Here is a 21820-nt window from a genome sequence, read left to right as displayed (position 1 = left end):
AATAAAAAAAATGAGGAGAGAGCAATGAGTTCATTAAATTACCAGAGTTATCTGCAAGCTAAAGAAGCGAATCCGGGCAAGTATGCTCGCGATCTGGCGGAGATGATGGGGATCAGCGAAGCGGAACTGACCTCCCTGCGCGTTAGCCATGATGCGGGTCGTATGGACGTTGATGCCAGAACCTTACTGACCGCCCTTGAAAAAGTCGGCGTGACCAAATCCATCACCCGCAATGAGTTTGCCGTCCATGAGCAAATGGGCCGCTATGAGAACCAGCACCTGAACGGCCACGCCGGTCTGATCCTCAATCCGCGTGAACTGGATTTGCGACTGTTCCTTCAGCACTGGCAGCATATTTTCTGCATGACCGAGAGCCACCCGAAAGGCGACCGTCATAGCATTCAATTCTTTGATGCTCAGGGCAACGCGGTGCACAAAGTCTATACCACCGACGAAACCGATATGGACGCGTGGCATGCGCTGATTGCGCAATATCGCAGCGCTGAAAACCCGGCTCTTGAGCTGGTTCCTGCGGTGAAGGCCGAAGTGAAAACGCAAGCAGCCAGTGGCGATATCGACAGCGAATGGCGCGCGATGACTGACGTTCACCAGTTCTTCCAGTTGCTGAAACGCCACAACCTCAGCCGCCAGCAGGCATTCAAGGCCGTTGGCGATGACCTGGCTTATCGCGTGGATAACGGTTCATTGGCAAATATCCTCGAAGCCGCCCGCGACCAGCAGAATGAAATTATGATTTTCATCGGCAATGCGGGCTGTGTGCAGATCTTCACCGGCCAGATCAAAAGCGTCCGCCCGCACGGTGAGTGGATCAACATCTTCAACCCGCGCTTCACCATGCATCTGATTGAAAGCGCCATCGCCGAAAGCTGGGTAACCCGCAAACCGACCAAAGACGGTTTTGTCACCAGCCTTGAGCTGTTCGCGGCTGACGGCTCGCAAATCGCGCAGCTTTACGGTCAACGCACCGAAGGCCAGCCAGAGCAGAACCAGTGGCGTGAACAAGTGGCCGCACTGAGCAGCGAGGGCGTCGCAGCATGAAACGTCGGTTGAGTGCATGGGCGATCGCGCTGGCCGGGGCCTGTTCCCCACTGGCGCACGCGGCAGAGCGTTTGGTGAGTATTGGCGGCGACGTGACTGAAATTGTGTATGCGCTAGGCGCAGGCGATGAAGTAGTGGCGCGTGACAGCACCAGTTTGCATCCCGAGCAGGTAAAAAAGCTGCCGAACGTCGGCTATATGCGCCAGCTTAACGCGGAAGGCATTTTGGCGATGAAGCCAAGCGTAGTGCTGAGCAGCGAGCTGGCCGAGCCTTCTCTGGTCTTGCAGCAGGTAGCGCAGAACGGCGTCAAAGTGGTACGCATCCCGGGCAATACCACGCTGGACACCGTGCCGCAAAAGATTGAAGTAATTGCCGATGCCCTCAACCGCCAGCAAGAAGGCGAGAAACTGATTGCCACCTACCGCCAGAAACTGGCGGTAGTGCCTAACAGCCCTCTGCCAGTGAAAATATTGTTCGTGATGAATCACGGCGGGACCAATGCTTTGGCCGCCGGTCAGAATACGGCCGCAGATGCCATGATCACCGCCGCTGGTGCGCAAAACGCCATGCAAGGTTTCTCCCGTTATCGCCCTCTCGCGCAAGAAGGCATTATTGCCAGCGCGCCAGACATTTTGATGGTAACCACAGACGGCGTGAAGTCGCTGGGCGGCCTTGAGCAAGTGTGGAAATTACCCGGCGTTGCCTTAACGCCCGCCGGTAAAAACCACCGCGTGCTGGTCCTTGACGATATGGCGCTGCTCGGTTTTGGCCTCGAAACGCCCGACGTATTGATTAAAATTCGTCAGGCCGCGGAACAGGTAAAATAATGAGCACCATGACCACCCTCGCCCACTCACGCGTCAGTACCCCGGTGCGGGTACTGGCGGGTCTGGCGATCATCCTGCTGATCTTAGCCGTCATCGCCATGAACGCCGGGGCGCTCTCCGTGCCACTGCGCAGTGTATTAAGCCGACATATGGATGACGGGCTTTGGCAAATATGGGTGACCATCCGCCTGCCCCGCGTGCTGCTGGCGGTGCTGGTAGGCTGCGCGCTGGCCTGTTCGGGCGCGGTAATGCAAGGGCTGTTTCGCAATCCGCTGGCGGACCCTGGCCTACTTGGCATCAGCAGCGGCGCGGCGCTGTTTGTCGCCATGTCCATTGTGCTACCCATGTCGCTGCCGCCAATCATCGCGCTTTATGGGCAGATGTTCGCTGCCTTCGCGGGCAGCGTGGTGGTGTCGGTGATTGTGTTTACCCTCAGTCGCTTCGGCCACGGCAATTTGTCCCGGCTGCTGTTGGCCGGTATCGCCATCAACGCCATCTGTGGCGCTATGGTTAGCGTGCTGACCTACGTCAGTGATGACCAGCAGCTGCGCCAGTTCTCCCTGTGGATGATGGGCAGTCTGGGGCAGGCGCAGTGGCCGACGCTGATTGTCGCGGCAACCCTTATTCTTCCAGCCTGTGTTGCGTCCTTCTTGCTGTCGCGTCGCCTGAACCTGCTGCAGCTGGGCGATGAAGATGCCCATTACCTCGGAGTGAATGTTCGCCGCACCCAGCTACAACTGCTGTTGATTAGCGCCCTGCTAGTGGGTGTCGCCGTGGCGGTGACTGGGGTGATTGGCTTTATCGGGCTGGTTATACCTCATCTACTGCGTCTAAGGGTGGGTGCGGATCATCGCTGGTTGTTACCCGGCTCGGCTCTCGGCGGCGCCTGTTTGCTGCTGCTGGCGGACACGCTGGCGCGAACGCTGGTCGCCCCGGCGGAAATGCCCGTCGGGCTGTTAACCAGCCTGATTGGCGGCCCCTATTTCCTATGGTTGATTTTGCGTCCGGGGACACCGCGATGAGCCACTCTCAAACCAGCCTGCGCGCTGAAAACCTGCGGCTCACCGCCGGGCCGCGCTGCCTGATCGATGATGTTTCGCTGCAACTCAATAGTGGTGAAGTGGTGGCGTTGATCGGCCCCAACGGCGCGGGCAAGTCCACCCTGCTGCGTTTACTCACCGGCTTCTTACAGGCCGATGCAGGGTATTGCGAATTAGCCGGGAAAGCCCTCTCCGACTGGGCACCGCAGGAGCTGGCTCGCAAGCGCGCGGTGATGCGCCAAAGTAGCGAGTTAGCCTTTAACTTCAGCGTGCGCCAAGTGATTAACCTCGGGCGCGCCCCCCACGGCAAGGGGCATCACGCGCAGGCGATGCAACAGGTGATGGAGCAAACCGACTGCCTGACGCTGGCGGACAGAGATTACCGCGAGCTGTCCGGCGGCGAACAGCAGCGAGTGCAGCTCGCCAGAGTGTTGGTGCAGCTTTGGCAGCCGACCCCCACTCCGCGCTGGCTGTTTCTGGATGAGCCAACTTCGGCCCTTGACCTCTATCACCAGCAGCACACCTTACGATTGCTGCGCAGGCTGACTCGCGAAAGCCCGCTGGCGGTATGTTGCGTGCTGCATGATTTGAACCTCGCCGCGCTCTACGCCGATCGCATTGTGCTGCTGCACGAAGGCAGAGTGGTGGCCTCCGGTACCCCGACGGACGTGCTAACCGCCAAGACGCTGGGCCAGTGGTATCACGCGGATCTCGGGGTGAATTTGCATCCTGAAAGCCCTGTTCCTCAGGTGTTTTTGCGCCAATAGCCGACTCGCCAAAGTATGAATATAAAAAGGGTTCAGCATGCTGAACCCTTTTTTATGGCGACTTGCCCGCAGATGTTAACTAGAGCAGGAAACCTCCAGATGCTTGCCCCAGTCCGGCGGCAGCGCGGCCATGGCGTCATACTGCGGCGCATCGCTGTAAGGATCTCGCAGCGCCTGATGCAGTTGAGACAGCACGCTGATGTCGTCGTGCTCGGCGCGCTCAATCGCCTGCTGCGCCAGATAGTTACGCAAAATCACCCGCGGGTTAGATTGCTTCATCGCCTGCTGACGCTCGGCGTCGCTTTGCTCTTCCAGCTGTAGGCGTTGGCGATATTGCTGATACCAACTGTCGAAGCCTTGACGGTCGATAAACTCATCGCGCAGCGGCGACAGCGACTGTTGCTGCTCCACCTCACTCAGCAGGCGGAAGGTGCGGGTGTAGTCCCGCCCCTCTTTCGCCATCATGCTCAGCAGCCCGGTCAGCAAATCATTGTCCTGTTTATTTTCAGTGAAGAACCCAAGTTTGCCGCGCATCAGCTGACCGTACGCCTTCATCAGTGCAGGCTCATAGGCATTTACCGCCCCTTGCAACTGCTCGGCGCTCATCAATCCCGACAGCGTCTGGGCCAGACGGTGTAAGTTCCAATAAGCCACCGCCGGTTGGTTATCAAAGCTGTAGCGCCCCTGATGGTCGGAGTGATTACAGATGAAATTCGGCTGATAGTCGTCGAGGAAGCCATAGGGGCCGAAGTCGATTGTCAGGCCGAGGATCGACATGTTATCCGTGTTCATCACGCCGTGGGAAAAGCCGACGCTCTGCCACTGGGCAATCAGTTTTGCCGTGCGCTCCACCACCTCTTGCAGCCACAGCGCGTAACGTGTCGACGGGTCGCTTTCGCTCTCCAGCAGGTGCGGCCAGTGGTGGGCAATAACATAATCCGCCAGCTGTTTCACCTGGTCGGGCTGCTTGCGATAATAGAAATGCTCGAAATGGCCGAAGCGGATATGGCTTTCCGCCACGCGCATCAGCATCGCCCCGCGCTCTGCCTGTTCGCGAAATACCGGCTCATCGCTGGTCACGATAGTCAGCGCGCGCGTTGTCGGAATGGAGAGATGATGCAGCGCCTCGGACGCTAAAAACTCGCGAACCACCGAGCGCAGCACCGCGCGGCCGTCGCCCATGCGGGAATACGGCGTCAAACCGGCACCTTTTAAATGCCAGTCAAAGCGGCGGCCGTCAGCCAGCACCTGCTCGCCGAGCAGAATGCCGCGCCCGTCGCCAAGCTGCCCGGCCCACACGCCAAACTGATGGCCGCTGTAGACCTGCGCCAGCGGCTTCATGCCGGGGAAGAAGGCCTCGCCCGTCCAGAATGGGCGGTGTTCGGCACTAAACAGGCTTTCATCCAGCCCCAATTCTTGGGCCAGAGGTTCACTGTGATAGAGCAGTTTTGCGCCTTGCAGCGGCGTCGGTTGCAGCTCGGTATAAAAACCCGCCAGCTGGTCCGCATAGTGGTGTTCAAACTGTGGCATAAATCCCCCTTTCTTTCAGTGTAGAACTGCCTGCGGGTGATTAACACGGAGTAAAAACAGGGAGATTAGGCTCCGGCAGGCAAAGAAAAACCCAGTAAAGCCTAATTTACTGGGTTTGGACGCATCTTATCTTTGATGATGGCGTTGTCTATTAATGAAATTGAGGGGGGCTCTCGAGCAAGGTGTCCAGCGCTGCGGCTTCAACACCCGGCCAAAGCATGCCCTTCATGCCCTGAACCTCAGTTTTATTTAACGCCTCAAAATACTCGCTACTATCTAAGCCGTCGATCACCACATTGCGGCAGAATCTATTAAGATTTCTTAACAATGAGGGCAAAATAATGGTGAAATTTTCGCCTTGGTATAACTCCCAGAACAACGCCCTATCCAGTTTTACCCAGGTGAAAATATGGTCGAAAATCGGTGCCATATTGGCATTACCCGATCCCATTCCATCGAGCCAAAGGGTGAAATTATTTTTCAATGCCACTAATTGGGCATTCTTTTTGCCAGCAGAGAGTTGTGGAAAAGACTCATTGATACTGAGATGAATAAAGCTCAACTGCTTAAATTCATCACGTAATTCATCATTATCAATAATAATATTGGCTAACTTTTCTTCTACAGAAATATTGAGGATCACCTGATTTTTCTCAAACCAGGACGCATGTTCTTTTGCAAAGGCCACTTGTTCGGACAAAAAACGAGAGAGTTGCTGTGTGTTTAATAAGTTCAAAACCAGTTCAGTCGGCATAATAAGCTTGCTGTCTGTGCTCGCAAAACGACAAATTAATTCAACGGCTAATAGTTTGCCCTTGTTTGAATATATCGGCTGGCACAAATAGTTGCTGCTAAAGGCCGTATCGAATTGTATTTTCATTTTTTTCCAAAACATCAACGGCACTACACATTGATTAATAACTTTGTTGTATACCAATCAAACCAGAATGATGTTCTGACTCTATCAGCCGGTAATCACTCTTATTATCGATACCAAAAAAGTGCCTGTCTGGTGTTAAGTCTGCTGCTAAGTTCCCGCTTTACATCATGAAACTGATTTTAGAATTATACCCCCATATAACAGTCTGTTTATAAATGTTAGGGGGGTGAAACAGGGCGTTACACTTCAATCTTATCGTTAGCGAACATTAAGCGCAACTTAGGAAATGAACCCTCTTTTAGTGAGTTGCTCAGCAAAAAGAAGGCTTATTAGAATGATTGTTTTTTACTGAATGCAGCTGACCAGCCACCGCTGCAATTCACTTAATTCTGCCTGAAGAGCCGGATAGCGCTGAATGATGCGTTGGCAGACGTTTTCTACCTCGTTGGGACGATACGGCGTATCAACCAGTTCAACCGCCAACTCGTTCAATGGCGCGGGGTGTAGGCTGTCGGTAAACACCTGTGCACGGCTGATATGGCCTTTTAATACATCAAAGTGGATATCCACGCCGCCCCAAACAAAACGCTCATTGAGCAGATGGCTAAAGGCCGGCGCTTTGCCGAAATTCCATTCCCAACTGCTCTGTTTGGCAAATTGAGCTTCGAAGCCGGGTAGATCCGGGAAAACGTCAGGAGAGATGATTTCCGGCTCCACTTCCACGCCGTACCAATCAAAGAATGAGTCAATAATGGCGTCACACACCTGCTGATGATTTATCTCAGGAATTAACTCATTGAGATTAGCCACCCGCGAGCGCACCGAAGTGATGCCCTTGGCTTGCAACTTTTTAGGGTCAGGATTGAGGTAGTCGGCCAGACGGCTGAGATCGGCGCTGAGCAGCAGCGTACCGTGGTGGAAACCGCGATCCTGCGTCTCTTTATAGGCTGAGCCGGAGATCTTGCGCTCGCCGTCCGCCGTTTGCGCCACCAGATCATTGCGGCCTGAGGCACTGGCGTTGACGCCCAGCGCGTTCAGCGCATTGAGGATAATGGCGGTGGAGACACTTTTGTCATATTCCGGCTTGCCGGCCATAAAGGTGAAACAAGTATTGCCTAAGTCATGAAACACCGCCCCGCCGCCGCTGCTGCGACGCGCCAGGCGAATCCCATCCTGCTCCATCCGGCGAGTATTGCACTCCTTCCACGGGTTTTGGGCCTGCCCGATGACCACCGTCTCGGCATTACGCCACAGAAAGAGAATCCGCTGGCTGGTCATCTGCCGGAAAATACAGTCCTCAACGGCAAGGTTAAACCAGGGATCATAAGAGTCGGAAAGCAGCAATCTGATTGGTTTCATCACGTTTCATCCTGAAAGAATTTCACCTGATGATATCAGCAAAAAAGCCGATCAAATACGCAGAGCCTGAGAGGGAATAGATAATAAACGTCAAAAGATACCGCGAAATCTTCCACAACATTCCGCAAAATCATTCGAGTTGCGTCAAGGCGACAACCGAGCGAAGCCATCTGGAGCCGTTCTCAGAATTCCGCTAAACCATTCGCGTTGTATTAAGGCGGCAACCGAGCGAAGCCCGGGAGTGGCCCCCAAAGAATTCCGCAAAATCATTCGAGTTGCGTCAAGGCGGCAACTGAACGAAGCCAAGGAGCTTACACAAGTAAGTGACTTGGCTTCGCGAGGGCAGCCAACGCAGGAGCAGCTTGAAGGATGAAGCGGAATTTTAGATGCGACGAGCCTGCCAATACACCTTTCGCCAATAAACATTATTCAAAGACGATCGTGTCACGCCTTGACTGGTTGATGCGTGAATAAACTGGTCGCCGGTGTCGTAGATGCCGACGTGCAGGCCGTTTTCACCACTGCCTGTTTTGAAGAACACCAAATCTCCCGGCATCAGTTCGTCTCGGGAGACTTTAGTGCCAATTTCAGTTTGCGCGCTGGTGGTGCGAGGTAACACCATGCCGAAGCGATCGCGGAAGGTGCGGAAGACAAATCCAGAACAGTCGACGCCGCTAGGTTGCAGGCCGCCGTAGCGATAAGGCGCGCCCCGCCACTGGCTGAGCTGATCGTTGAGCTGCGCCACCACGGCAATGGAGTCGGATAACTTGCCGCTCGGCGGCGGCGCGTGGCTACTACAACCATTGAGTACCAGAACAGCTAATACCAGCAGAGAATACAAGGTTCCGGTGGTCCAACGCATGGCAGTCCTTCCTTTCGGGATGACGGTCAAACGATATCAACAGGCAGAACGGTCCCTGTCAGATGTCGCCTTGCTCTAAGAGCAGGTTATTAGAGGATAAAAAGAATCTAACGCTATTTTATCCGTCATCCAATCGAAAATCGCAAATTCATTGGAATTTATCGCTTTCAGTGTGGCTGCTCGCTCGGCTTGCTGTGGATTAACCAGACGCCAAACATCACCAGTATCCCGCCGCAGGTTTTCAATAAATGGACGTTTTCATTGAACCAGGGCAGCGTTACCGCAGCCAAATAGACCAACGCATAGCTTAGGCTGAGCAAGGTATAGGCGCGGTGCAACGGTAAAATTCGCAGCGCGAAGAACCAGCAGAGCATGGAAAAGGCATAACACATGATGCCAATTGTCACCGCCGCCAGTGCCGTCAGGTTATTGAAAATAAAAGAAAGTCGCAGCTCTGACAGTGAGAACAACGGGATTTGCACCATTCCCCACTTCAATAAGAGTTGCGCGAGCGTCACCAGCAGCAGGCTGCCGACGCCCCAGCTGTATCCACGCTTGGTATCTGCACGGGTCATGCGTTAATACTCATTAAGGCTATCCCCAGCATGATGAACCCGACGCCCAACCAGTGGCGGCGGTCAACATGCTCTTTGAAAATCCAGCGCGCGCACAGGGTGATCAGCACGAAATTCAGGCTTAACATGGGATAAGCAATGCTGAGAGGCATTTGTTGCAGCACGCGCAGCCAGAACAACATGGCCAAGCCGAGTAAGGCAATAGCCAAGATGAACCAGCGTATGGCAGGTTTGAAGGAGTCGCCGCCGACCTGTGCCGCCTGCTTCTGACAAAGCTGCCCGGCACAGGTCAGTATGCTGACCACTAAGACGAAGAAGTAACCAGTCATGGCAACTTACGGTAGAACAGTAAGGCCAGACGATTCATCTGCACTCGCTGGTCGGCCTGCGGCAATTCAGACGTCGTGCTGATTTTGCTGTCGAGTTTGATCACCACTGAGACATCCCCCTGCTGGCGAGCCGCTTGCAGCCACGCCGGGAAGTTTGCAGCACTGATGTAATGCCCTTCCGCGTCGGGATAGCCCAGGCCGTATTCCACTTCGCCCTTCTCGTCATACATCAGAATGTCGCTGCGCTTGAGGGTCCAGGCCAGGCCTGTCGCCACGCCAACGTTATCCGCCAGAACATAACGGCTATGCTGAAGTAAGGCAAGATTGGTATCCATAAAGGCCTGCGGCTGCTTGGAATCCACCACTTTTTGCGGGATCGCCTGTCCCACTAGCAGCGCCAGCACCACCGGGCAAACGGCGGCCCAGTACCAGCGGTCACGCAGCGAGGTCAGGCTCAGCGCCCCGGCCAAAGCCCAAGGCACAAAGCACAGAATGCCGATGGCAACGCGCGAGTGCTCTTCTGGCGTATACACCGGTTTGATGTGCAGAGGCGTCAGGCCGGAAATCGCCACCACGGCCAACACGGTGATAACACCAAAAATTATGTTAATAATGCCGTTGGCTTTTAGCGCACGCAGCCTGCCGGAGAGGCGGATCTGCTCAAGGTGATCGGCCATCAGCAGCGCCAGCGGCGCAAAGCACGGCAGGATGTATGTCGGCAATTTGCCTTTCGCCACGCTGAAGAAGATCAGTGGCATCAAGGCCCAGCTTAGCAGGAAGAACAGCTCCGGGCGCATCACGCGTTTGGTCCAGCCGCTGATTAATGCCCCCGGCAGCAGCCCCATCCAAGGTAAAGCCCCTAAGAACAGCACCGGAATGTAGTACCAGAACGGCGCTTTATGCTGGGCATTCTGCTCGGCGAAGCGCTGAATATGTTCCACCCAGAAGAAGTAGTTCCAGTAGTCAGGCTCGCGCAGAGCAATCGCCAGCACCCATGGCAGGCTTAGCACTAGCGCACTCAGTACCGCCAGCGGCCCCCAGCCAAACAGGGTTTTGAAGCGTTGTTCACGAACAATGATCGGCAGTACGGCAATAACCGGCAGCGCCAGCGCCAGAAAACCTTTGGTCATAAAGCCCATACCGCAGGCCAAACCGAGGGCGATCCAGCTGCCGACTTTTTGCTTAGTGGTGACGGCCTGCATACAGAAGTAGCTGGCAACCATCGCGGCGGTCATCCACAAGGTGATCATCGGGTCGAGAACGCTGTAGGTTCCGATGCTGAACACCAGTGTGAAAGAGAGATAAATCAGGGCAGCAATGCATGCCTTCTGGCGGTTACGCCACATCAGCATCGCCAGCCAGCCAATCAGCAAGGTGCTGAGCAGCGTACAAAAGACCGAGCCGAAACGTACGGCAAAATTGGTTTCGCCGAAGATCATCTGGCTAATATTGTTGAACCAATAGCCCGCCACCGGCTTTTCGAAATAGCGTAATCCCAACAGATGAGGCACCACCCAATCGCCGCGCTGCAACATTTCGCGGCTGATTTCGGCATAGCGCGTTTCATCAGGCTGCCACAGTAAACGAGTATTCAGAGGCACTAAATAGACCAGCGCGAAGAACACTAACAGTACGGTGCTCCACACACCTTTGTACGCTTTGGACATCAGGAAAGACCTTCTTTCTGGCAACCTAACCACCCTTCCCGTCCTGGGAAGGTTGAACGAACGACGCGGCCTACCGGCAAGGTGCTCAGGTCAGCGGGCAGTAACTCGCCCATGGCGCAGAACTGAATGCCTTCTTGCGCAGCGCGCGTCAGTAAATCGTCAAACATGTCTGCTAGCGACATCCCTTCCACTTCGGCGTGGATGGTGTACACCGGCACGCCATCGTCTTGCTTAATGGCGTCGAGAATAAAATCGTTAAAGGTCGCGGTAGTCACCTCACTGCCGATCACTTCGTCATACGTCGGTAAAGTGACAGGTATTTGCACCGTCCCCGTTTGGCCGTTTTCCAATAAGGGCAGGAAGGGAAACTTACCCCGACAGTCGCTGTTGTAGCGAAAACCAAAGGTCTGTTTCACATCGATAACCCGTTGGTCAGCGCGCCAGCCCGCCACCGCAGAGCAATCAACCGGGCGTCCGATGCTGCGCTGCAAAGCATCAAGGCCGAGGCGAATTTGCTTCTCTAGCTGTGGCTTTGACCATTTGCCGACTTTCGCCTGCCACCCTTGGTGATCCCACGCGTGCAGCCCCACTTCGTGGCCCTGCTCGGCGGTCTGTTTCATCAATGGCGCGAAATCGCGATAGATTTGCTTACCCGGCCACGCCGTGCCCGCCAGCAAAATATCCAGTCCGTAAAGGGAAGCGGCATTGGAGCGCAGCATTTTCCACAGAAAGCGCGGACGCAAAAGGCGCCATAAATGACGCCCCATATTGTCCGGACCTACGCTGAAGAAAAAGCTGGCAGTAACATTGTGCTTCGCAAGAACTCGCAGTAACTGAGGGACACCCTTTCGGGTGCCGCTCCAGGTATCGACATCAATTCGTAATCCGACTTTTTTCATGCAGCCTTACCGTTATGCCTGATTGTTGTCTGGATTAACCGAACGCAGGAAGAAATCGAGGGTTTTTTCGACGGTTTTATCCATCGCGATTTCAGGGGTCCAGCCCAGCAAACGCTTGGCATTCTTGATGCTCGGCGTGCGGTGCTCAACGTCCTGATAACCTTTGCCGTAGTAAGTACTGCTTTCCACGGATTTGAAACCGGCAAACGGCGGGAACTGATCACGCAGTGGGTGAGCTTCAAAACTACGCAGCAGCATCTCGGCCAACTCGCGAATACTGGCTTCGTTGGTTGGGTTACCGATGTTGATGATTTGGCCATCACAGCGATCTTCTTTGTTCTCGACGATGCGGAACAGCGCCTCGATACCGTCAGTGATGTCGGTAAAGGTACGTTTCTGTTCGCCACCGTCAACCAGCTTGATGGGAGAACCTTCAACCAGGTTGAGGATCAGCTGAGTAATGGCGCGTGAGCTGCCGATACGGGCTGCATCCAGGTTGTCCAGACGCGGACCCATCCAGTTAAATGGACGGAACAGGGTGAAGCGCAGCCCCTCTTTCACGCCGTAAGCCCAGATAACGCGGTCCAGCAGCTGCTTAGACACCGAGTAGATCCAGCGCTGTTTGTTGATTGGGCCAACAATCAGGCGAGAAGTATCTTCGTCGAACTCTTTGTCGTCACACATGCCATACACTTCAGAAGTGGATGGGAAGATGATGCGTTTTTTATATTTCACGCAGTCACGAACAATTTTCAGGTTCTCTTCGAAGTCCAGTTCGAACACGCGCAGTGGGTTACGGGTGTATTCGATTGGCGTTGCGATCGCCACCAGCGGCAGGATCACGTCACACTTCTTGATGTGATACTCGATCCACTCGGAGTGAATGCTGATATCGCCTTCAACGAAGTGGAAGTGCGGGTTATCCATGAAGCGGCTCACGGCATCAGAGCTGATGTCCAGACCGAAAATTTCATAGTTATCTTCGCGCAGCAGGCGCTCGCTCAGGTGGTTACCGATGAAGCCGTTAACCCCTAAGATCAGCACGCGAGTACGGCGTTTCATCACCGCCGTTGGCAGCGAGCTGAGTTTAACGTCAGGCATGATGCCCAGTTCCAGCGCCAGGCGAGAACCTTGAACGTAGAGACCGGATTCACTCTGGCCCGCCAGAATTTCCAGCGCGCCTTCGCCACAAGCCACTACCAGCGGATCGCTGGACAGCACGGTGCCCGGCTGTTTGTCGTGGGCGGTGGCCAGCGGACGTGAACGCCAGATAGTCATTTTACGCTGACCGAGGTAGGTGAAAGCACCCGGGTAAGGTTCGGTCACGGCGCGGATCAGGTTATTGATTTCAGTCGCAGATTTGTGCCAGTGGATCTCACCGTCAGCGGCGGTACGGCGGCCGAAGTAGCTCGCTTGAGACTCATCTTGCGGGGTCAGCGTCACGTTGCCCTGCTTGATTTTTGGCAGGACGTCGGTCAACAGCACTTTTGCCGCGTCACGCACTTTGGCGTGCAGCGTCAGCGCGATATCGTCGCTGCTGATTGGCACAGCAAGCTGGCCCACGATGTCACCCGCGTCAGGGCGTTTAACCATCTTATGCAAGGTCACGCCTGTCTCGCTTTCGCCTTTCAGCAGCGCCCAGTTAACCGGCGCGCGGCCACGGTAGCGAGGCAGCAGAGAGCCGTGCAGGTTGAAACCGCCCAGCGGTGCCAGCGACAGCACTTCTTCGCTGAGCATGTTGCGGTAGTAGAAGGAGAAAATCACGTCGGGCTGCAATTCACGGATACGATCAACCCACAGAGGGTGATTCACATCTTCCGGTGCATAAACCGGCAGGTTCAAACCCGCGCCCACGCGGGCTACGGAAGAGAAAAAGTTATTTTCGTCTGGCGAATCAGTATGAGTAAATACTGCTTGTACGTCATAACCCGCGTCAACTAAGGCCTGAAGCCCCACGCAACCAATATCATGGTAGGCAAATACAATCGCTTTCATTACTCTTCTTCCTGGCTGTTTTCGTCAGAACGTATTCCAACGACTTTTTGAACAAAATAACGGGGACGCGCACGAACATCATTGTAGATACGCCCGATGTATTCACCGAGTAATCCCATACCCACGAATTGTGCACCAATAAACATAAATAAGACGGCAAAGAGCGTGAAGACGCCCTCAGCAGCCCAAACTGGACCATGAATCAAACGCATGAGGATCAGGAAGACCGCCAGCACGAATCCAAACAGCGCGATGGCGCTGCCCACTACGCTGAGCATACGCAACGGTGTGGTGGTCAAACAGGTGATTAGGTCGTACATCAGGTTGATGAGTTTCATCAGGCTGTACTTAGAATCGCCAAATTCGCGTTCCGAGTGCTGCACCGGGATTTCCACCGTTTTGCGCGCAAAGGTATTGGCCAAAATAGGGATAAAAGTGCTGCGCTCGTGGCAGTGCAACATGGCTTCAATGATGTGGCGGCGGTAAGCGCGCAGCATGCAGCCGTAGTCACCCATGGATTTACCGGTGGCACGCTGGATCATCATGTTGATGAGCTTTGAGGCGGACTTGCGGAACCAGGAGTCACGGCGGTTAGCACGCACGGTGCCCACCACGTCATAACCTTCTTCGGCTTTGGCCACCAGACGCGGGATCTCTTCCGGCGGGTTCTGTAAGTCAGCGTCCAGAGTGATAACCAAATCGCCCGATACATGGCTAAAACCGGCCATGATCGCTGAGTGCTGGCCGTAGTTACGGTTAAGCAGCACCGCAACGACGCAGTTTTCAGGGACTTCAGCCGCTTCGGTCAGCATTTCAGCTGAACGGTCGCTGCTGCCATCATCGATTAAAATAATTTCATATTTTTGAGTCAGTTGGCGGCACGCTGCTTGGGTACGCGACAGCAGTGCTGGAAGACTCTCTTCTTCGTTATAGACCGGAATAACGATCGAAACTTTACGAATGGGTTCAAATTGCGCCACTACTGCTTCTCCAGAAGTGAAAAAAGGGCTGCAACAACGCGATCAACATCGCTGTCCTGCATATCGGGGAACAGAGGCAAGCTGCACAGGCGCTCGCTGTTCCATTCAGTATTCGGCAGGCTAAGTTCTGGATAACGCTCGCGATAATACTTTTGCGTGTGGGCCGCACGGAAATGTAGTCCGGTGCCGATACCCTTGGCTTTTAAACGCTCCATCAACTGGTCGCGGCTAAAGCCCAAACGATCGGTGTCGACGCGGATCATAAACAGGTGCCAGGCGTGCAGGTGCGGGTAGTCAGGGGATTTCATCGGGATGAACGGTGAACCCTGCAGCTTCTCTAAATAGAGATTCGCCAGCTCGGTGCGTCGGGCATTGATCTCAGGCAGACGGCGCAGTTGCACCACGGCAATCGCGGCCTGAATGTCAGAAAGATTGTATTTGAAGCCCGGCTCAATCACTTCGGCCTGCGGCTTACGCCCCTGCACCTCACGATCAAAGGCATCGACCACCAGACCATGGAACTTAAGCGCGCGCACTTTGGCTGCCAGCTCGTCGTCGTCAGTGGCCACTAAACCACCCTCGGCGCAGGTCATGTTTTTAATGGCGTGGAAAGAGAAAATGGCCGTGCCCTGCGAGCCCACCCAGCGATCGCGATAACGCGTGCCTGCCGCGTGCGCTGCATCTTCTACAATGGCGATGCCGTGCTGTTTAGCCAGAGCGTAAATAGGGTCGAGATCCAACGGGGCGCCCGCGTAATGCACAGGAATAATCGCTTTGGTGCGTGGGGTAATTGCCGCCGCGACGTCGTCTGCGTTGATCATTAACGTATCAGGGTCAACGTCAATCATAACCGGCTCTGCACCAAGCAGAACAATCATGTTCAGGGTCGAAACCCAAGTTTGAGAAGGGGTGATGACTTCATCGCCAGGGCCAATGCCCAAGGCCATCAGGGTGACGTGCATCCCCCCCGTTGCCGATGCGACGGCGATAGCATGTTTACATCCGAAGGTCGCCGCAAAATCCTGTTCGAGCTGGTTCGCCTGTGGCCCGGTGGTGATCCAACCAGAGCGCAGAACCTGACTCACAGCCTCAATTTCTTCCTCACCCATTGACGGGCGAGAGAAAGGCAAAAAATTTTCCATGACACTATCCCAATCCCAAAGAGGTAATAACTCAGTTCAGACTCTAAAGCGGTTTGATTTAACAATAATTAAACGCCGAGCCGAAATAATCGGAAACATTGCCAGCACAAGCTTAATTTAACCTTAAGGCGCGTCAAGTTATCTGTAAAGAAAATAGGAAAAATGTGAATCAACCGATATATTCGATAATGAATAGAGTAATTATTTCAGTCACATAGCGGGGATTATTAAGAATTCTGAAAATTAAATACGCTATTTCTTAAGACTCAGCAGGGAAAATTATTGTTAGCCCGCGATCTATTATTGGAGAGCAATAATATTGTAAACAAGCATTACTTAAATAATAAGTTTGTCATATTAAGATGAATTAATGTGCAATAACGGCAGGCACCGCGCTCAGCCAGCGCTGATTTCCAACGTTATGCATTTGAAAATCCACGCTAAATACTTCAGAAAGCCTTTGAGGCTGCATAATGTCCGTACATTCTCCTGACGCCACCACCTGCCCCGCTTTCATCAGCCAAACCCGGCGGGCATGGTGCAAGCTATGGTTGAGGTCATGGTCGCTCAGAATGGCAATTCTGCCACTGGCGCAATAGTTATCAATAAGGCCGTCCAGTGCTTGCTGTTGAGCCACATCAAGGCTATTGGTCGGCTCATCCAACAATAAGAGTTGGCTTTGCGGATTGAGCGTCGGCCAGACCTGTAACAAAGTCGCCGCCAGCCTGACCCGCTGCCATTCACCGCCAGAAAGCCGTGTTACCGCGCGCTGGAGCTTATCATCTAAATGCAACTCGCGGGTTAAAAGCGTGATAGTGCCTTCGACCAATTTAGCCTCGGCCATGGCGGGCTGATGCAGGGACAAATACTGGAACACCGGCATCATGGATATCGGTGCAGACTGCTGACACAGATACCCTCTCCGCCTTGCCAATTCTGGCCCGGACAGGGTATCTAAAGGTTTTCCTGAAAGGCTGACGCTCCCTGCTCCCTGCAGCAAGCCCGCCATGCGGGCCAACAGGCTGCTTTTCCCCGCGCCGTTCGGCCCGATAATGTGGACGCGGCTGCCCGCCTCCACTTGAGTGGAAAAAGCCCGCAGCCGCTCGGCTACGCTCAGGTTATTGCATTCCAGCATCAGCGTTTCGGCCCCAAAGTTACTTGGTTAATGCTTGTTTAACTGCACTAACCAGCTGGGCATCTTCCGGAGTCATGTCTGGCGCGAAACGTTGGATAACCGTGCCATCGCGGCTCACCAGGAATTTTTCGAAGTTCCAGAGAATGTTGCCTGGCTGCGCTGGGGCGCGACCTTTGCTGGTCATACGCGCCAAGAATTCGCTACCCTCTGGCTCTACGGCCTTCGGCTGGGCGGAGATCAGAGCCTGATACAGCGGGTGACGGTTCTCGCCATTCACCTCAAGCTTGCTGAACATCGGGAATTTCACGCCAAACTGGGTGGTACAGAAGCTGTGGATCTCTTCTTCCGTGCCCGGCTCTTGCGCGCCAAACTCATTACACGGGAAGCCTAAGACTGCAAAACCTTGATCGTGGAACTCTTCATACAGCTTTTCCAGTCCCTCATACTGCTTGGTCAGGCCGCACTCGGAGGCCACATTCACCACCAGCAGCACGGAGCCTTTAAACTCGCCCAGGGTGGTTTTTTCGCCATTAATTTTCTTCAGTTCAACGTCAAATATTGCATTACTCATGATTATTTCCCGTTATGATTTGCAGGTTTAGTGACTCGTTTTTGAAATCTATTCGGTTTTCTCAGCCAGATCTAAGCAGTAGCCAGATAAACAGCGGCGCACCCAGCGTGGCGGTAACAACGCCAATTGGCAGTTCGGTCGAATAAAGTGCGATGCGCGCCAGCACGTCGGCGAGCAGCAGCACGCTGCTCCCGGCTAAGGCGCAAGCAGGTAATAAATGTTTTTGATCGGTGATGCCACACAGCCGCAATATATGAGGGATAACCAAGCCAACAAAGCCAATCACCCCGGCCAGCGCGACGCTCAGCCCCACCACCCAGCCGACGGCGAGCACCAGCAGGTTGCGCCACACGGCGACGGGTAAGCCTAATTGCTGCGCCTGCGCTAAGCCTAGCGACAGCAGATTCAGCGATTTACCTTGGGCACTCATCCATATCAGAGCAGGAAGTAACATCAGCCCCAGCCAATATTGCCGCCAGTCTACCCCGCCGAAGCCGCCCATCATCCAGTACATCAACTGGCGTAAATCCAGATTACTGCTGAAGTAGACCGACCAGGTCATCACGGCGCTGCACACGATGCCAATAGCAATGCCAACCAACAGCAAACGGGCATTTGCTAACAGCCGTTTGCTGGCGAAATAGAGCAGGATGAAGGTGGTGATCAGCGCCCCGGCGATGGCGGCCAGGCTTAAAATCCAAACGGGAGTTAACCCATTGCCCAGCATCACGCACAGCACCAGCGCCACGCCTGCGCCGTTGGCAACGCCCAGCAAGCCTGGCTCGGCCAGCGGGTTTTCAAACAGCGCCTGCATCACCGCCCCGGCTACCGCCAGCGCACTTCCGACCAGAATCACTGCCAGCGCGCGAGGTAAACGCAGTTGCCAGACAAACAGCTGGTTTTGAGCATCAAACCATTCACTCGGCCAAAGCCACTTCTCACCGGCGCACAGGCTGAAAATAAACACCAGCAGCAGAACCCCCCCAAGCCCTCCTAGCCGCGCATAGGCGTGGCGACGCTGTTGGGACTCAAGCTGGCGAAAGGTGGGATTGTGGTTTAGCAAAGAGACATTATCCTGAGGCGATACACGGCACTCGGCCATCAATAAGTGAAAGCTATCCTACCGATATTAGTCGCTTAGCTCTATAGCCGCCTGCACGACGGCCAGTGCTTTTTCTTCAGCAGAAAAAAACCAATAAAAAAAGCCGATAACATAATCATGTTATCGGCTTTAATGGCGATTCGCTCAGAGTGTGCGAATTAGGCGTTCAGCAACTTCTGCCCCGTGCTGTCGACCAGCGCCAGCAGCACCTGAATGTCTTCCAGCGTCACGGTTGGGTTCAGCAGAGTCAGTTTCAGGCAGGTTACACCGTTTGACTCAGTGACGCCCACATTGGCGCGGCCAGAATCTAACAGCGCATCACCAATGCGTTGGTTCAGCAGTGCAACCGCTTCGTCGCCCGCACAGGCCAACTGCTCTGGACGGTAACGGAACAGCACGCTGGCTAACTGCGGCTTCATCACCAACTCAAGAGAAGGCTGCTCGGTAACATACTGAGCCACTTCCTGAGCCAGCGTCACGCCGTGGTCGATGATTTCGGCATATTGCTTCTGACCCAGAGCTTCCAGACCCATCCACAGTTTCAAAGCGTCGAAACGACGGGTGGTCTGCAAGGATTTGGACACCAGGTTCGGCACGCCCTGCGCTTCATCGAATTCAGAGTTCAGGTAAGCCGCCTGATAACGCATCAGTTCGTAATGACGAGCTTCTTTCAGCAAGAACGCGCCACAGCTGATGGTCTGGAAGAACTGCTTGTGGAAGTCCAGAGTAATGGAATCCACCAGCTCAATGCCGTCCAGATAGTCGCGATACTTCTCGGACAGCAACAGCGCGCCGCCCCAGGCTGCATCGACGTGAACCCAGATCTGCTGCTCGGCAGCCAGCTCGGCAATAGCACGCAGCGGATCGATAGCGCCCGCATCGGTGGTACCTGCGGTCGCCACGATAGCCAGAACCTGTTCGCCGTTGGCTTTCGCCTGCGCCAGCTTGTCGCGCAAATCGTTAAGATCCATGCGCGCAAACTCATCGGTTTTCACTAAGGTCACGGACTGATAGCCCAGACCCAGCAGCGCCATGTTTTTCTGCACGGAGAAGTGGGCATTCTCAGAACAGAAGACTTTGATTTTACGCAGATTGCCGACTAAACCATCCTGCTGGATGGAGTGGCCCTGACGAGCGAAGAAGGCGTCGCGCGCCAACATCAGGCCCATCAGGTTACTTTGGGTGCCGCCGCTGGTGAATACACCGGCGTCGCCAGCCTGATAACCGACTTGGGTACGCAGCCATTCGATCAGCTTCATCTCAATGATGGTGGCTGACGGGCTTTGGTCCCAAGAGTCCATGCTCTGGTTGGTGGCGTTAATCAACACTTCCGCAGCTTGGCTAACCACCAGACTTGGACAATGCAAATGCGCCACGCACTGTGGGTGATGCACGGACAGACTGTCTTTTAAGAAATACTCGATCGCACGTTCAATCGCAGCCTGATTGCCAAGGCCTTCAGGGTTGAAATCCAGCGTGATGCGTTCACGTAGTTCAGCGACCGTTTTGCCCTGATACATTTCAGGCTGCTGTAGCCACTGCACCACGGCCGCGCTGCTCTGCGCGATGGCCTGCTGGTAAGCCTCGGTGCTCTGCACCGAGGACGCCAGAATTGGGTTTAACTTGGACATTGTGTTCAACTGCTCCATTTAGACAGGCTTGATGCCAGCGGCTAACAAGGCCTGTTCAAATTTATCCAAGAATACGCCCAGCTCTTCGTTAGTGATCAACAGAGAAGGCAACAGGCGCAGAACGCAACCGTTACGGCCGCCGCGTTCCAGAATCAAGCCTGCTTCGAAACATTTTTTCTGGAGCAATGCGGACAACTGTCCGTCAGCAGGGTAGCAACCCATGTGGTCCTGAGGCTCGTTTGGCTTAACAATTTCGATACCCATCATCAGGCCCAGACCACGAACGTGACCAATCACCGGGTAGCGTTTTTGCATTTCGGCCAATCTTTCTTTCAGCCATTCGCCCTGCGCAGCCACTTTGTCAGCCACTTTCTGGTCTTTGAGGATCTTCAGCGTGGTCAGGCCGGTAGCCATCGCCAGCTGGTTGCCGCGGAAAGTCCCGGTATGGTGGCCCGGCTCCCATGCATCAAACTGCTTCTTGATACCCAGAACGGCTAATGGCAGACCGCCGCCCACGGCTTTCGACATCACGATGATGTCTGGCTCAATGCCAGCGTGTTCGAAGGCGAAGAACTTACCGGTACGGGCAAAGCCAGCCTGAACTTCGTCGAGGATCAGCAGAATGCCGTGCTCTTGCGTCACTTTGCGAATGCGCTGCAACCAATCAACCGGAGCCGGGTTAACCCCACCCTCGCCTTGAACAGCTTCCAGAATGACCGCCGCAGGTTTGCGCACGCCACTCTCAACGTCATTGATCAGGTTTTCGAAGTAGTAAGTTAATGCTTTAACGCCAGCATCGCCGCCGATACCCAGCGGGCAGCGGTACAGGTGCGGGTAAGGCATAAACTGAACTTCTGGCATCATGCCGTTAACCGCTTCTTTCGGAGACAGGTTACCCGTCACCGCCAGCGCACCGTGGGTCATCCCATGGTAGCCGCCAGAGAAACTGATCACGCCGCTGCGGCCAGTGTGTTTCTTAGCTAACTTCAGCGCAGCTTCAACCGCATCGGCACCCGATGGGCCAGTGAACTGCAGGCAGTACTCTTTACCCTCTCCCGGCAACAGCGACAGCAGGTATTCTGAGAACTGATCTTTCAACGGCGTCGTCAGATCGAGAGTATGTAACGGCAAGCCGCTGGTAATGACATTTTGTATGCTTTGCAACACATCCGGATGGTTATGTCCTAAGGCTAGCGTTCCCGCGCCAGCAAGGCAGTCAAGATATTGATTATTCTCAACATCGGTGATCCAAACCCCTAGGGCCTTCGCAATTGCAAACGGCAATTTGCGTGGATAGCTCCTAACATTCGATTCAAATTCAGCTTGTCTCGCTAAATAGGCTTCATTGTTTCCGTTTAATGAATTCGCACCAAAATTATCAATACGGACTTTATCCGTCATCATATCTCTCCTACAACTGGGGGTTATCGCTAACGCCAAAGTTGAATAAATGAATAAAAAATCAATCAC

General features: G+C 54.3%; 20 protein-coding genes. 4 read left to right on the top strand and 16 right to left on the bottom strand.

The genetic code is table 11. From position 1 onward, the window contains the following. Positions 1–24: 24 nt before the first annotated feature. From ACT3RR_RS07000 to ACT3RR_RS06985, 4 genes are read left to right on the top strand one after another with little or no spacing between them, the layout of a single operon-like run. Positions 25–1059 carry a hemin-degrading factor gene (locus ACT3RR_RS07000; RefSeq protein WP_496200004.1) on the top strand — a complete coding sequence of 345 codons (1035 nt, stop codon included), beginning with the start codon at positions 25–27 and terminating at the stop codon, positions 1057–1059. Further along, positions 1056–1886, top strand: coding sequence for a heme/hemin ABC transporter substrate-binding protein (locus tag ACT3RR_RS06995; RefSeq protein ID WP_353502434.1), 831 nt, complete (start codon positions 1056–1058; stop codon positions 1884–1886). The genes ACT3RR_RS07000 and ACT3RR_RS06995 overlap by 4 nt, the downstream gene beginning before the upstream one ends. Then, the gene (locus ACT3RR_RS06990; RefSeq protein ID WP_496200003.1) at positions 1886–2908 is read left to right on the top strand and encodes a FecCD family ABC transporter permease; all 1023 of its coding nucleotides are present in this window, start codon (positions 1886–1888) and stop codon (positions 2906–2908) included. Before ACT3RR_RS06995 ends, ACT3RR_RS06990 begins: the two co-directional genes overlap by 1 nt. After that, entirely contained in the window at positions 2875–3693 is an 819-nt protein-coding gene (locus ACT3RR_RS06985; protein WP_437342001.1) for a heme ABC transporter ATP-binding protein, read from the top strand. The genes ACT3RR_RS06990 and ACT3RR_RS06985 overlap by 34 nt, the downstream gene beginning before the upstream one ends. Before the next feature lie 75 nt (positions 3694–3768). Here the strand turns inward: ACT3RR_RS06985 and ACT3RR_RS06980 are convergent, their stop codons facing one another. The 16 genes from ACT3RR_RS06980 to ACT3RR_RS06905 all read right to left on the bottom strand — a co-directional run bounded on the left by ACT3RR_RS06980 (position 3769) and on the right by ACT3RR_RS06905 (position 21751). Then, positions 3769–5223, bottom strand: a complete 1455-nt coding sequence (locus ACT3RR_RS06980; protein WP_353502437.1) for a protein adenylyltransferase SelO — start codon at positions 5221–5223, stop codon at positions 3769–3771. Positions 5224–5374: 151 nt separating this feature from the next. Beyond that, complete coding sequence (locus ACT3RR_RS06975; protein ID WP_353502438.1) at positions 5375–6103, bottom strand: EAL domain-containing protein; 729 nt, start codon at positions 6101–6103, stop codon at positions 5375–5377. A gap of 345 nt (positions 6104–6448) precedes the next feature. Beyond that, on the bottom strand, positions 6449–7462 hold the full coding sequence (locus tag ACT3RR_RS06970; RefSeq protein ID WP_496200066.1) for a lipoate--protein ligase A: 1014 nt from the start codon (positions 7460–7462) through the stop codon (positions 6449–6451). Positions 7463–7844: 382 nt separating this feature from the next. Beyond that, positions 7845–8324, bottom strand: coding sequence for an NlpC/P60 family protein (locus ACT3RR_RS06965; protein ID WP_353502439.1), 480 nt, complete (start codon positions 8322–8324; stop codon positions 7845–7847). 167 nt (positions 8325–8491) lie between these two features. Further along, on the bottom strand, positions 8492–8899 hold the full coding sequence (gene arnF / locus ACT3RR_RS06960; protein WP_353502440.1) for a 4-amino-4-deoxy-L-arabinose-phosphoundecaprenol flippase subunit ArnF: 408 nt from the start codon (positions 8897–8899) through the stop codon (positions 8492–8494). After that, positions 8896–9228, bottom strand: coding sequence for a 4-amino-4-deoxy-L-arabinose-phosphoundecaprenol flippase subunit ArnE (gene arnE / locus ACT3RR_RS06955; protein ID WP_496200002.1), 333 nt, complete (start codon positions 9226–9228; stop codon positions 8896–8898). Before arnE ends, arnF begins: the two co-directional genes overlap by 4 nt. Then, positions 9225–10895, bottom strand: coding sequence for a lipid IV(A) 4-amino-4-deoxy-L-arabinosyltransferase (arnT, locus tag ACT3RR_RS06950; RefSeq protein ID WP_353502442.1), 1671 nt, complete (start codon positions 10893–10895; stop codon positions 9225–9227). The genes arnE and arnT overlap by 4 nt, the downstream gene beginning before the upstream one ends. Next, on the bottom strand, positions 10895–11794 hold the full coding sequence (gene arnD, locus ACT3RR_RS06945) for a 4-deoxy-4-formamido-L-arabinose-phosphoundecaprenol deformylase (protein ID WP_496200001.1): 900 nt from the start codon (positions 11792–11794) through the stop codon (positions 10895–10897). Before arnD ends, arnT begins: the two co-directional genes overlap by 1 nt. 12 nt (positions 11795–11806) lie before the next feature. Next, positions 11807–13789: a bifunctional UDP-4-amino-4-deoxy-L-arabinose formyltransferase/UDP-glucuronic acid oxidase ArnA gene (gene arnA / locus ACT3RR_RS06940; RefSeq protein WP_353502444.1), complete on the bottom strand. Its 1983-nt coding sequence runs from the start codon at positions 13787–13789 to the stop codon at positions 11807–11809. Continuing rightward, positions 13789–14769, bottom strand: coding sequence for an undecaprenyl-phosphate 4-deoxy-4-formamido-L-arabinose transferase (arnC, locus tag ACT3RR_RS06935; RefSeq protein WP_353502445.1), 981 nt, complete (start codon positions 14767–14769; stop codon positions 13789–13791). The genes arnA and arnC overlap by 1 nt, the downstream gene beginning before the upstream one ends. Further along, positions 14769–15911 (bottom strand): UDP-4-amino-4-deoxy-L-arabinose aminotransferase, encoded by a 1143-nt coding sequence (gene arnB / locus ACT3RR_RS06930; RefSeq protein ID WP_396130415.1) that lies wholly within the window; start codon positions 15909–15911, stop codon positions 14769–14771. The genes arnC and arnB overlap by 1 nt, the downstream gene beginning before the upstream one ends. 367 nt (positions 15912–16278) lie before the next feature. Further along, complete coding sequence (gene btuD, locus ACT3RR_RS06925) at positions 16279–17046, bottom strand: vitamin B12 ABC transporter ATP-binding protein BtuD (RefSeq protein WP_496200000.1); 768 nt, start codon at positions 17044–17046, stop codon at positions 16279–16281. 19 nt (positions 17047–17065) lie between these two features. After that, complete coding sequence (locus tag ACT3RR_RS06920) at positions 17066–17617, bottom strand: glutathione peroxidase (RefSeq protein WP_486033539.1); 552 nt, start codon at positions 17615–17617, stop codon at positions 17066–17068. A gap of 61 nt (positions 17618–17678) precedes the next feature. Continuing rightward, the gene (gene btuC, locus ACT3RR_RS06915; RefSeq protein ID WP_496199999.1) at positions 17679–18680 is read right to left on the bottom strand and encodes a vitamin B12 ABC transporter permease BtuC; all 1002 of its coding nucleotides are present in this window, start codon (positions 18678–18680) and stop codon (positions 17679–17681) included. 197 nt (positions 18681–18877) lie between these two features. Next, positions 18878–20350: a pyridoxal phosphate-dependent decarboxylase family protein gene (locus tag ACT3RR_RS06910; RefSeq protein ID WP_496199998.1), complete on the bottom strand. Its 1473-nt coding sequence runs from the start codon at positions 20348–20350 to the stop codon at positions 18878–18880. An 18-nt stretch (positions 20351–20368) separates the two neighbouring features. Next, positions 20369–21751, bottom strand: coding sequence for a diaminobutyrate--2-oxoglutarate transaminase (locus tag ACT3RR_RS06905; protein WP_496200065.1), 1383 nt, complete (start codon positions 21749–21751; stop codon positions 20369–20371). Positions 21752–21820: the final 69 nt, after the last annotated feature.

The organism is Ewingella sp. AOP8-B2-18 (genome assembly GCF_052376015.1).
Classification (GTDB): Bacteria; Pseudomonadota; Gammaproteobacteria; order Enterobacterales; family Enterobacteriaceae; genus Ewingella; species Ewingella allii.
Note: the sequence above shows the minus strand (reverse complement) of the source record. Positions and strands in the feature narration are given on the sequence as shown.

Excerpts from the sequence above, each read along its gene's own strand:
- ACT3RR_RS07000 (WP_496200004.1), top strand. The coding sequence starts at position 25 with ATGAGTTCATTAAATTACCAGAGTTATCTGCAAGCTAAAGAAGCGAAT.
- ACT3RR_RS06995 (WP_353502434.1), top strand. The coding sequence starts at position 1,056 with ATGAAACGTCGGTTGAGTGCATGGGCGATCGCGCTGGCCGGGGCCTGT.
- ACT3RR_RS06990 (WP_496200003.1), top strand. The coding sequence starts at position 1,886 with ATGAGCACCATGACCACCCTCGCCCACTCACGCGTCAGTACCCCGGTG.
- ACT3RR_RS06985 (WP_437342001.1), top strand. The coding sequence starts at position 2,875 with ATGGTTGATTTTGCGTCCGGGGACACCGCGATGAGCCACTCTCAAACC.
- ACT3RR_RS06980 (WP_353502437.1), bottom strand. The coding sequence starts at position 5,223 with ATGCCACAGTTTGAACACCACTATGCGGACCAGCTGGCGGGTTTTTAT.
- ACT3RR_RS06975 (WP_353502438.1), bottom strand. The coding sequence starts at position 6,103 with ATGAAAATACAATTCGATACGGCCTTTAGCAGCAACTATTTGTGCCAG.
- ACT3RR_RS06970 (WP_496200066.1), bottom strand. The coding sequence starts at position 7,462 with ATGAAACCAATCAGATTGCTGCTTTCCGACTCTTATGATCCCTGGTTT.
- ACT3RR_RS06965 (WP_353502439.1), bottom strand. The coding sequence starts at position 8,324 with ATGCGTTGGACCACCGGAACCTTGTATTCTCTGCTGGTATTAGCTGTT.
- arnF (WP_353502440.1), bottom strand. The coding sequence starts at position 8,899 with ATGACCCGTGCAGATACCAAGCGTGGATACAGCTGGGGCGTCGGCAGC.
- arnE (WP_496200002.1), bottom strand. The coding sequence starts at position 9,228 with ATGACTGGTTACTTCTTCGTCTTAGTGGTCAGCATACTGACCTGTGCC.
- arnT (WP_353502442.1), bottom strand. The coding sequence starts at position 10,895 with ATGTCCAAAGCGTACAAAGGTGTGTGGAGCACCGTACTGTTAGTGTTC.
- arnD (WP_496200001.1), bottom strand. The coding sequence starts at position 11,794 with ATGAAAAAAGTCGGATTACGAATTGATGTCGATACCTGGAGCGGCACC.
- arnA (WP_353502444.1), bottom strand. The coding sequence starts at position 13,789 with ATGAAAGCGATTGTATTTGCCTACCATGATATTGGTTGCGTGGGGCTT.
- arnB (WP_396130415.1), bottom strand. The coding sequence starts at position 15,911 with ATGGAAAATTTTTTGCCTTTCTCTCGCCCGTCAATGGGTGAGGAAGAA.
- btuD (WP_496200000.1), bottom strand. The coding sequence starts at position 17,046 with ATGCTGGAATGCAATAACCTGAGCGTAGCCGAGCGGCTGCGGGCTTTT.
- ACT3RR_RS06920 (WP_486033539.1), bottom strand. The coding sequence starts at position 17,617 with ATGAGTAATGCAATATTTGACGTTGAACTGAAGAAAATTAATGGCGAA.
- ACT3RR_RS06910 (WP_496199998.1), bottom strand. The coding sequence starts at position 20,350 with ATGTCCAAGTTAAACCCAATTCTGGCGTCCTCGGTGCAGAGCACCGAG.
- ACT3RR_RS06905 (WP_496200065.1), bottom strand. The coding sequence starts at position 21,751 with ATGACGGATAAAGTCCGTATTGATAATTTTGGTGCGAATTCATTAAAC.